4 protein-coding genes are annotated in these 10,651 nt (G+C 56.3%); 3 read left to right on the top strand and 1 reads right to left on the bottom strand.

Features of this window, described 5'->3' with window-relative positions; all coding sequences use genetic code 11:
* Positions 1 to 2: 2 nt before the first annotated feature.
* A complete protein-coding gene (gene ampR / locus ACF8OF_RS10215) occupies positions 3 to 878 on the bottom strand; it encodes a LysR family transcriptional regulator AmpR (protein WP_392496516.1) in 876 nt (291 codons plus the stop codon).
* Positions 879 to 988: 110 nt separating this feature from the next.
* Here ampR and blaDHA point away from each other — a divergent pair, with 110 nt between their 5' ends.
* The 3 genes from blaDHA (at position 989) to pbpC (ending at position 10,622) form a co-directional block, all read left to right on the top strand.
* The gene (gene blaDHA / locus ACF8OF_RS10210) at positions 989 to 2,128 is read left to right on the top strand and encodes a DHA family class C beta-lactamase (protein WP_392496515.1); all 1,140 of its coding nucleotides are present in this window, start codon (positions 989 to 991) and stop codon (positions 2,126 to 2,128) included.
* Positions 2,129 to 2,322: 194 nt separating this feature from the next.
* Positions 2,323 to 8,238, top strand: coding sequence for an alpha-2-macroglobulin (locus ACF8OF_RS10205; RefSeq protein ID WP_392496513.1), 5,916 nt, complete (start codon positions 2,323 to 2,325; stop codon positions 8,236 to 8,238).
* Positions 8,239 to 8,261: 23 nt separating this feature from the next.
* Positions 8,262 to 10,622 (top strand): penicillin-binding protein 1C, encoded by a 2,361-nt coding sequence (gene pbpC / locus ACF8OF_RS10200; RefSeq protein WP_392496511.1) that lies wholly within the window; start codon positions 8,262 to 8,264, stop codon positions 10,620 to 10,622.
* Positions 10,623 to 10,651: the final 29 nt, after the last annotated feature.

Raw genomic sequence — 10,651 nt, 5'->3', positions numbered from 1 at the left:
TGTCATTTTCCTGCCGTATTCAGCAGCCAGCGGGAAAAATGCTGCATGGCCGGGGTTTCCGGACGGGACTGTAACCGGGTCAGCCAGTAGCCGCCGAGGGTGATCTCAGCGGCAAACGGCTGTACCAGTGCGCCCGACTGCAACAGGCGGCTGAACATACTTACCGGCGCAATCGCTACCCCGGCACTCAGTTGCGCCGCTTCCGCCATGGCCAGTGAGGTATCAAACACCATGACCGGCTGTGACGGGGAAGGCGGTGTGCCGCCCGCACAATCCAGCCAGCGGCTCCACTCATCCCGGCGGAACGAACGCAGCAGCGTGAAGCGGTGAACATCATCCGGCTGCTGTAACTGCTTTGCAATCGCCGGTGAGCACAGCGGGGCGTGCGGTGCGCTGAAAATCAGTTCCGCGTCTGATTCATGCCATGCGCCGTTACCGAAACGGATCGTATAATCATGCCCTTCCGCCGCCGGATCCACGTGGTTATTGTGGGTGGAGATATGCAGATCAATATGCGGATGGCTGTCATAAAATCCGCTCAGACGCGGCAGCAGCCAGCCTGCGGCAAATGTCCCGACCACCCCCACTTTCACCCGCTCACGGAACTGCCCGTGAGAAAAACACTCCAGCGTGTCCGCAATCCGGTCAAACGCCTCGTTAAGCACCGGCAGTAATCCCTCGCCCTCATGGGTCAACACCAGCCCGCGCGAAACGCGGGTAAACAGCGCACAGCCGAGCTGCTCTTCCAACACTCTGACCTGCTGGCTGACGGCGGCATGGGTGACATTCAGCTCAATCGCCGCGCGGGTAAAACTGAGATGACGGGCGGCGGCCTCAAAGGCGCGCAGCGGGTTAAGGGGGAGGTAACGTCTGACCATAATCCACCTGTAAGTTTTTCTTTAGGCTCTTGTTATAATTAACCGTTTGTTCTGTCCGGCGAATCTGACGATACTTGCCGCCGTTACTCACACACGGAAGGTTAATTCTGATGAAAAAATCATTATCTGCAACACTGATTTCTGCCCTGCTGGCGTTTTCCGCCCCGGGGTTTTCCGCCGCTGACAATATCGCAGCGGTGGTGGACAGCACCATTAAACCGCTGATGGCACAGCAGAATATTCCCGGGATGGCAGTTGCTGTTTCCGTAAAGGGCAAGCCCTATTATTTCAACTATGGTTTTGCCGATGTTGAGGCAAAACAGCCGGTCACTGAAAATACACTATTTGAGCTCGGATCTGTAAGTAAAACTTTCACAGGTGTGCTGGGTGCGGTTTCCGTGGCGAAAAAAGAGATGTCCCTGAATGACCCGGCGGCAAAATACCGGCCTGAACTGACACAACCGCAGTGGAAGGGGATCACATTGCTCGATCTGGCTACTTATACCGCAGGCGGCCTGCCGTTACAGGTGCCGGACGCGGTGAAAAGCCGTGAAGATCTGCTGCATTTCTATCAGCAGTGGCAGCCGTCATGGCAGCCGGGCGATATGCGTCTGTATGCAAACAGCAGTATCGGCCTGTTTGGTGCTCTGACCGCCAACGCCGCAGGGATGCCGTATGAGCAGTTGCTGACCACGCGTATCCTGTCTCCGCTGGGGTTATCACACACCTTTATTACCGTGCCGGAAAGCGCGCAAAGCCAGTATGCGTACGGCTATAAAAACAAAAAACCAGTTCGCGTGTCGCCGGGACAGCTTGATGCGGAATCTTACGGAGTGAAATCCGCCTCAAAAGATATGCTGCGCTGGGCGGAAATGAATATGGAGCCGTCACGGGCCGGTAATGCCGATTTGGAAATGGCAATGTATCTTGCACAGACCCGCTACTATAAAACCGCCGCGATTAACCAGGGGCTGGGTTGGGAAATGTATGATTGGCCGCAGCAGAAGGACATGATCGTGAACGGCGTGACCAATGAAGTCGCATTGCAGCCGCATCCGGTAACCGACAATCAGGTGCAGCCGTACAACCGCGCTTCCTGGGTGCATAAAACGGGGGCAACAACCGGTTTCGGCGCCTATGTGGCCTTTATTCCGGAAAAACAGGTGGCGATTGTGATCCTGGCGAATAAAAACTACCCGAATACTGAAAGAGTCAAAGCCGCACAGGCTATTTTGAGTGCGCTGGAATAATGTTTTTCCTGAACCGGCCCCGGCGGACACGGCGGGGCCGTAATTTAAGATTATTCCTTATGCAATAATTTGCTTTATGGGCTGTTTTATGGAGGATGAGAGTATCGGGCACTGACAGCTTCCGGCTGAACCGGATTTCACTGTGTGCTGCGGCAAACTGATGTCAGTCTCAACACACAGAGGAAAATGTTGTCATGGACGTTCTGCGTTTTATCCTCCGCTTACCTTTTATTCTGCTGCGTCTGGCAGCACGCGGTCTTGTTTATCTTTTTACGCTGCTGGGTTTTCTGCTGCGCCCGTTCACCGGACGGATCCGCTGGGCGGTACCGGGCTGGGTGACCTTTGCCGGTAATCAGCTTGTCCGGCTGGAGCGGGGTGTAAACCGCTATCCGAAAACTATTTTTGTCTTATTGCTGCTGACCGCTGCGGTGGCAGCGGGCAGTTATTACACGTGGCACTGGTATCAGAACAAACCCAAGCCGGTGGATGTTGCGCCGCTGGTGGTGCAGGATATTTCCGCGTCTGTGCAGCGCCCTTCGGCAGTAAATTATCACCGTGATGATAATTCAGCGCAGATTGTGGTGGTGACATTCTCCCGCTCTGCCGCCCCGGTGACACTGATCGGCAAACCGGTCACTGCCGGTATTACCCTGACCCCCGCAATGGAAGGTGAGTGGCAGTGGCGTAATGACCGCAAGCTGGTATTCACGGCGAAAAAAACCTTCCCGATGGGGAAAACCTACACCGTCGATATGGATGTCAAAACACTGCTGGCTCCGCAGGTGGCGTTAGCGGAGAAACAAAAGACCTTTACCACACCTGAGTTTTATTATCGCGGCGGCCGGGCGGAGTTCTATCAGGATCCGCAGGATCCGATGAAGAAACACGCCATCATCGGCCTGACCTTCAATGCCCCCGCTGATGTCAAAAATCTGGAATCGCGTCTGTCCATGACCCGTGACGGCAAGCCGGTGCCGTATACCGTCACTTATGATGATAAAAAACTCAAAGCCTGGATCCACTCCGGGCAGCTTGCACTCAATGATACGGACAGCGAAGTGCTGCTGACAGTCAGAGCCGGTGTCGGTGCAGCCGTTCCGGCCAATACCACGGACAAAGATGAAACCTTCCGTGTGATCGTGCCGAACCGCTACAGCCTGGATGTGACGGGTATCGACAGTCAGCTGGTGGAATCAGATGACGGAAAAGATCGCCGCGCCCTGATTGTGTCATTCTCCGACCCGGTAAATGAAAAACAGATCACAAAAGCGGTTCGTGCCCGTCTGCTGCCGGAAAAACATCCCGATTATCATTCTGAGGGTATTTACGACGACTGGAAACCGGATGATATCAGCGAAAAAGTCATTGCTTTATCAGAGCCGGTGGCGCTGACCACGGATGACAGCGAGCAGGAAAATCAGGCGGCATTCAGCTTCAGTTACAATGCCCCGGCCAACCGCTGGCTGCTGGTGGAAATTACCGGCGGTATGAGTTCAGCGGGCGGTTATTACCTGAAAACATCACGCTATCTGCCGGTACGCATCCCGGATTACCCGAAAACACTGCGCTTTATGTCAGACGGGGCACTGCTGTCGATGAAAGGTGAAAAACAGATCACCGTCGCGGCACGTAACTTCCCTGGCCTGCAACTGGATGTGAAACGGGTGATCCCGGGCCAGTTACAGCACATCGTCTCCTTTAAAGATAAAAACTTTACCTCAACGGATTTTAACCGTCTGAGTGATGAATACTTTACGGAGCACTTTACTTATCAGACGGCGCTGTCAGCCGCCCGCCCCGGCGATATTCAGTATAAAGGTATCGACCTGAGCAAATACCTTTCCGCCGACCCGTCCGCAAAACGCGGCATATTCCTGCTGAGCCTGCGGGCGTGGGATCCGGCTAAACCGGCGGAAGCCACGGAAGCGGAAAGTTATGACGAAGGGGATGAGGATTACGAAGAGGACGCGGTGCTCGACTCGCGCTTTGTGGTGGTCACTGATATGGGGATCATTGCGAAATCTTCCCTCGACGGCTCGCGGGATGTGTTCGTGCAGTCCGTGTATACCGGCGAGCCGGTCAGCGGCGCGAAAGTCTCGGTGGTGGCCAAAAACGGCACCACACTGCTGAGCCGTGTGACCGGCAGTGACGGTCACGCCGCATTCCCGCCGCTGCATGATTTCCGTAATGAGCAGATGGCGGTAATGTTCCTGGCGGAAAAAGAGGGGGATGTCTCCTTCCTGCCGGTCAATGCCTGGTATGACCGGCAGCCGGACTTCTCGCGCTTTGATATTTACGGCGACGAAACCCCGGAAGATCCGCGCACCCTCAGCAGCTATCTCTTCTCTGATCGCGGTATTTACCGGCCGGGAGAAACCTTTCATGCGGGGCTTATCACCCGCACCTATGACTGGAAAACCCCGCTGACCGGCATCCCGCTGCGGGCGGAGATCCGCGACCCGCGCGACACGCTGATGCACTCACAGCAGATTATTCTTGATGCCACTGGTTTCAGCGAACTGAGCTACACCACATCGGAAAACGCCCCGACCGGCGACTGGAATATCTATCTCTACCTGGAAGGTAAAGATGAGAACGATCTGCGCCTGCTCGGCACCACCACCGTGGTGGTGAAAGAGTTTGAACCGGACACCATGAAAGTGGCGCTGAAACTGACGCCGGATCGTCAGCAGGGCTGGGTAAAACCGGATGAATTGCAGGCAGCGGTTGATGTGCAAAACCTGTTCGGCACCCCGGCGCAGAACCGCCGTATCGCGACAAAAATGACCATGCGGCCGGTTTATCCGTCATTCACGCAGTATCCGGATTACCGTTTCTATGAAAACAGCCGCAGTACGGATAACTTTGAAACGCAGCTTGAAGAGCGCACCACCGATGAAAACGGTGCCGCACCGCTGGCGTTAGGGCTGGAAAATTACGCGGAAGCGACCTATCAGTTACAGCTGTTCACCGAAGCGTTTGAGCCGGGCAGCGGCCGTTCGGTCACGGCAGCGGCGCGGGTGCTGGTCTCCCCGCATGACTCGCTGGTGGGTATCAAAGCGGACGGTGACACGGATTATATCAGTAAGGATGCAGTGCGGATGCTGAATCTGATTGCGGTGGATCCGTCACTGACCCGTATTGAAAAAACCAATCTGAAACTGGTGCTTCTGGAGCAGAAATACATTTCCGTGCTGATGCGCCAGCCGTCCGGGGTCTTCAAATATCAGTCAAGACTGAAAGAAACCCGGATTGATGAACAACCGCTGACCATCAGCAGCGCCGGCACTGATATCACACTGAACACCTCGAAACCCGGTCACTTTATCTTACAGGCGGAAGATGCGGACGGTAATGTGCTGAACCGAACCGACTACACCGTTGCCGGTAACGCGAATATCACCCGCTCGCTGGATCGCAATGCGGAACTGCAGCTGACGCTGAATAAAGAGGAATACAAACCGGGCGAAGAAATTGAAATTGCTGTCAGTGCGCCGTACACCGGCAGCGGTATTATCACCATTGAGCGCGACAAAGTGTATCAATGGGTATGGTTCCGCGCAGATACCACCAACTCGGTGCAGAAAATCCGTGTACCGGCAGAGCTGACCGGCAACGGCTATGTTAACGTGCAGTTTGTCCGCGATATCAACTCCGATGAAATCTTTATGAGCCCGCTGAGCTTCGGCGTACAGCCGTTCCGTGTCAGCCATGAGGCGTTTAACGCGGGGATTTCACTGACATCGCCGGACGTGATGAAACCGGGTGAAAACCTGGCGGTTCATGTGAAAACCACCTCGCCGCAGAATGTGGTGGTCTTTGCCATCGATGAAGGCATATTGCAGGTGGCGCGTTACCGCCTGAAGGATCCGCTCGACTATTTCTTCCGCAAACGGGCGCTGGAAGTGAAAAGCACTCAGATCCTTGACCTGATCCTGCCGGAATTCAGCAAAATGATGGCGCTGACCGCAGCACCGGGCGGGGATGCCGGAGAGGGCATCGATCTGCATCTTAATCCGTTCAAACGCAAGCGGGATGAACCGGTGGCATACTGGTCGGGGATCACCGCAGTTGATGGCGACGCGGTCTTTAATTATCAGGTGCCGGATTATTTCAACGGTAAGATCCGCGTGATGGCGGTATCGGTTTCACCTGACCGCATCGGCCACACACAGAGCAGCACCACGGTACGGGATGACTTTGTGCTGACGCCGAATATTCCGGCCATGGTCTCCCCGGGCGATGAGTTTGATGTCTCCCTCGGTATCGCCAATAATCTGACAGGGCTGAACGGTGAAGCGGTACCGCTGGATGTCACCGTCAGCGCCGATCCGGCACTGGAAATCACCGGCAGCAACCGTGCGCAGATCACCCTCGGTGAGAAGAAAGAGACGGTACTGTCGTTCCGCCTGAAAGCCAATGCGCTGCCGGGCACGGCGGATATCACTTTCCGTGTCACTTCCGGGGATAAATCGGCGATCCGCACGCAGAACCTGTCAGTCCGTCCGGCCTCGGCTTACCGCACCCGTTCATTTCTCGGGCGGATGGACGGTAAACAGCAGCGGGTGACGGCGCTGCGGCAGATGTTTGATAACTATGCCAAACGGGATGCGCGGGTATCATACTCGCCGATGGTGATGAGTGAGGCGCTGTCGCAGTATCTGGATAACTATCCGTATAACTGTTCGGAGCAGATCACCAGCCGCGCCATTCCGCTGCTGTTCAGTCAGCGTAATCCGGAAATCAGCACACTGCAGTCACAGACAGCGATCCGCAAACAGCTGCAACAGACCATGACCACACTGCTGACGCGGCAGAACGGCCAGGGCGGTATCGGCGAATGGCAGGCGATGCCGGAAACCGATCCGTTTGTCACGCTGTATGTGGTGCAGTTCCTGCTGGAAGCACAGGACGCGGGTTATCCGGTGCAGGAATCGCTGCTCGGCTCCGCCAATATTTATCTGAAGAAAGTGGCGGCGAACCCGATGCTGAATACGCAGGATGATATGCGGATGCGTGCCTTTGCCGTCTACTTGCTGACCCGTCAGGGCGAAGTGACCACCGGACTGCTGGCTGAGGTGCAGACACAGATGCAGAGCCGTTATCCGGATTCGTGGCAGGCTGATCCGGGCGCATTGTATCTCGCGGCATCCTACAAAATGCTGAAGATGGATAAACAGGCAGATATGATGCTGGCACCGACGTGGAAAGCCCTGAACACCGCTTACAGCAAAGCATGGTGGACACGGCGTTATCTCGATCCGCTGGTGCAGGACAGCACACGGCTCTACCTGATTGTCCGTCACTTCCCGGAAAAAGTGTCTGCTATCCCGCCGCAACTGCTGGAAAACATGGTGCTGCGCTTTAAAGAGGAGCGTTACACCACCTATTCAGCGGCCATGAGTATTCTGGCAATGGAATACTACAGCCGTCATATGCAGCAGAGCGGTGCACAAGCCGGTGAACTCACCATCAGTGTCCTGAAAGGCAAAGACGCGCCTGACGTGATTTCGGTGATGAAAAATGCCTCCGCGACCGGAAAATTCGGTGACGGTATCAGTGAAATCCGCTTTGATAATCCGTCGGATAACCCGGCTTGGTATGTGGTGACAGAATCCGGTTTTGACCGCACACCACCGCAGGCGGCAGTAGCGAAAGGACTGGAAATCAGCCGTGATTACCTGAATGAAAAAGGTGAGGTGATAACCAGCGCGGCACAGGGCGAAAAAGTGTATGCCCGTCTGCATATCCGCGCCAACGCCAAACAGGGACTGAATAATATTGTGGTGGCGGATCTGCTGCCGGGCGGGTTTGAGGTGGTGCGTCAGGATCCGGAAGCGGCGGACAGCCTGCAACTGTCACAGCTCCCGTTCAGCACCGGCCGCCGCTGGGTGCCGGACTTCACTGATGCCCGCGAGGACAGAGTGCTTATCTACGGCAGTGCTGCGGCGGATAGTCAGGAGTTTATCTATCAGATAAAACCGGTGAATACCGGGCGCTTTACCATTCCTCCGGCCTTTGGCGAAGCCATGTATGACCGGGAGATTCAGGCGCAGTCTGCGGCAGCCGGGGTCTTTACGGTTCTGCCGCCTGCCGGTGATAAACCCTGAATGCACGGGCGGTATCGGTCAGAATGAGCGGCATCCGGCGCGTAATACAGAACCTGGCGGCAGTGATTATCCTGCTGGCGCTGTTTCTGATCGGATTCCGCCTCTGGCCGCACCCGCCGCTCTCGGAAGGGCTGCCTCTGTCGGTGGCTTATTATGACCGCAACGGCACACTGCTGCGCCTGACACTGGCAAACGATGACCGCTACCGGCTGTGGACACCGCTGGAAGAGATGTCACCGCTGCTGACACAGGGCACGCTGCGTTATGAGGATCGCTGGTTTTATCTCCATCCCGGGTTTAATCCGTACAGCCTCACGCGCGGTTTTTTTGTCAGTTACATCAGCGGGGAGCGGCTTCAGGGCGGTTCAACCATCACCATGCAGCTGGCGCGGATGCGCTGGCACCTCAACACCCGTACCCTGTGGGGGAAAACCGAACAGATCCTGCGGGCGGTGCAGCTGGAACTGAGCTATTCCAAGCACGACATTCTGGAAGCCTATCTTAACTATGCCCCCTATGGCCGGAATATTGAAAGCGCCGGGGCGGCCTCACTGGTCTATTTCAATAAAAAACCGGCGGATTTAACGCTACCGGAAGCCCTGACGCTGGCGGTACTGCCGCAGTCGCCGGGGTATCGTGTCACACCCGGTACGGCAGATATCAGTCAGCCGCTGATGCAGGCACGTAACCGGCTCTGGCAGCGCTGGCGGGAAGAACATCCGGACGATGAAAACATGGCGGCACTGTTTGAATTGCCGCTGATGCTGCGCCAGCCGGAACAGATGCCTTACATCGCCCCGCATCTGATTGAGCAGATAGCCCGGCAGAACCGGTTCAGTGCTGAAAAACCACAGACAGTGGTCACCACGCTGGATGTGAATCTTCAGCGCATTGCCGAAAAACAGGTGGCTGCTTTTATCGCCCGCCGTCAGCAGGCGGGATTACACAATGCGGCGGTGCTCCTTGTTGATACCCGTGATATGGGTGTGCGGGCGCTGGTGGGCTCGGCGGATTATTACAACACGGCGATCCACGGTCAGGTGAACGGCACCAATGCCAAACGCTCCCCCGGCTCGGCGCTGAAACCCTTTATTTACGCCCTCGGGTTGGAGCAGGGCGTGCTGCACCCGCTGACCATTCTTAAAGATGTGCCGTCCACTTTCGGCAGCTACGCACCGGAGAACTTCGATCTGCGCTTTATGGGGCCGCTGCCGGCGACACAGGCACTGAATTACAGCCGTAATATTCCGGCAGTGGATATCGCGGCAAAACTCAGCAAACCGAATATCTATCAGTTTCTCCGTCTGGCCGGGCTCTCCGGGATGGCGGGGGAAAAACACTACGGGTTGTCGCTGGTCCTGGGCGGCGGTGAAGTGACCGCGCAGGAACTGGCAAAACTCTATGCGATCCTCGCCAACCGGGGCGTTCTGCGTCCGCTGCGGATGACTGAATCAGAACAGCCTGCTGCACCGGTCCGCCTGCTGAGTGAGGAAGCGGCGTTTATCACGCTGGATATGCTGGGGCAGCACCGCCGTCCCGGTAACAGCCTCGCGCAAAAACCGATGACACTGCCGGTGTACTGGAAAACCGGCACATCCTGGGGATTCCGTGATGCCTGGAGCAGCGGCATCACCGGGCCGTATGTGCTGGTGGTCTGGCTCGGGAACTTTGACGGCACCGGAAACAGTGCGCTGATTGGTGCGGAAGCTGCCGCACCGCTGTTTTTCAATATTATCGACAACATTATGGCGGAGTACCCGGCGCTGCGGGAGCCGGACTTTCCGCAACCGGAAAACCTCCGTCAGGTGGAGGTTTGTCTGGCCAGCGGCAACCTGCCGACGCAGTGGTGTCAGCGGCGGGGCAAAACCTGGTTTATCCCCGGTAAATCACCGATTGCGGTTGATACCATCTACCGCCCGGTGGCAACGGATAAAATCACCGGTGAGGTGGTGTGTCCGCCTTATGATCCTGCTGAGGTGAATATTGATATCTATGAATACTGGTCGTCTGACCTGGCGCGGGTATTTGCCATGGCCGGTCTGCCGAAGAAAACCCCGCCGTCTGCCGCACACTGTAAAGGCGGCAACAGCCTGATTGGCGGCACACCACCGCGTATCACCTCACCGCTGCGCAACACCACCTACACACTGCGGCGGACAGCAAACCAGCCATCCTCTCTGTTTTTTACCGCCACTGCGGATAATGACAGCAGTGTGATTTACTGGTTTGCCGGTGATGCATACCTCGGTAACAGCACCAGCCGCCGCCCGCTGGAATGGAAACCGGAAGCCGCCGGGAGCTACCGTATCCGCGCCGTGGATGATCACGGTCGTGCAGATTCACGGATGATTCAGGTGGATATTCTGGGAGTGAGGGACAGGTGAGTTGTAAACACTCTCCCGGAACAGGTCAT

The organism is Morganella sp. TYF_1 (assembly GCF_043105645.1).
Lineage (GTDB): Bacteria > Pseudomonadota > Gammaproteobacteria > Enterobacterales > Enterobacteriaceae > Morganella > Morganella morganii_B.
The sequence above is the reverse complement of the archived record's forward strand: the minus strand, read 5'-3'. Positions and strand labels throughout refer to the sequence as shown.

Excerpts from the sequence above, each read along its gene's own strand:
- ampR (WP_392496516.1), bottom strand. The coding sequence starts at position 878 with ATGGTCAGACGTTACCTCCCCCTTAACCCGCTGCGCGCCTTTGAGGCC.
- blaDHA (WP_392496515.1), top strand. The coding sequence starts at position 989 with ATGAAAAAATCATTATCTGCAACACTGATTTCTGCCCTGCTGGCGTTT.
- ACF8OF_RS10205 (WP_392496513.1), top strand. The coding sequence starts at position 2,323 with ATGGACGTTCTGCGTTTTATCCTCCGCTTACCTTTTATTCTGCTGCGT.
- pbpC (WP_392496511.1), top strand. The coding sequence starts at position 8,262 with ATGAGCGGCATCCGGCGCGTAATACAGAACCTGGCGGCAGTGATTATC.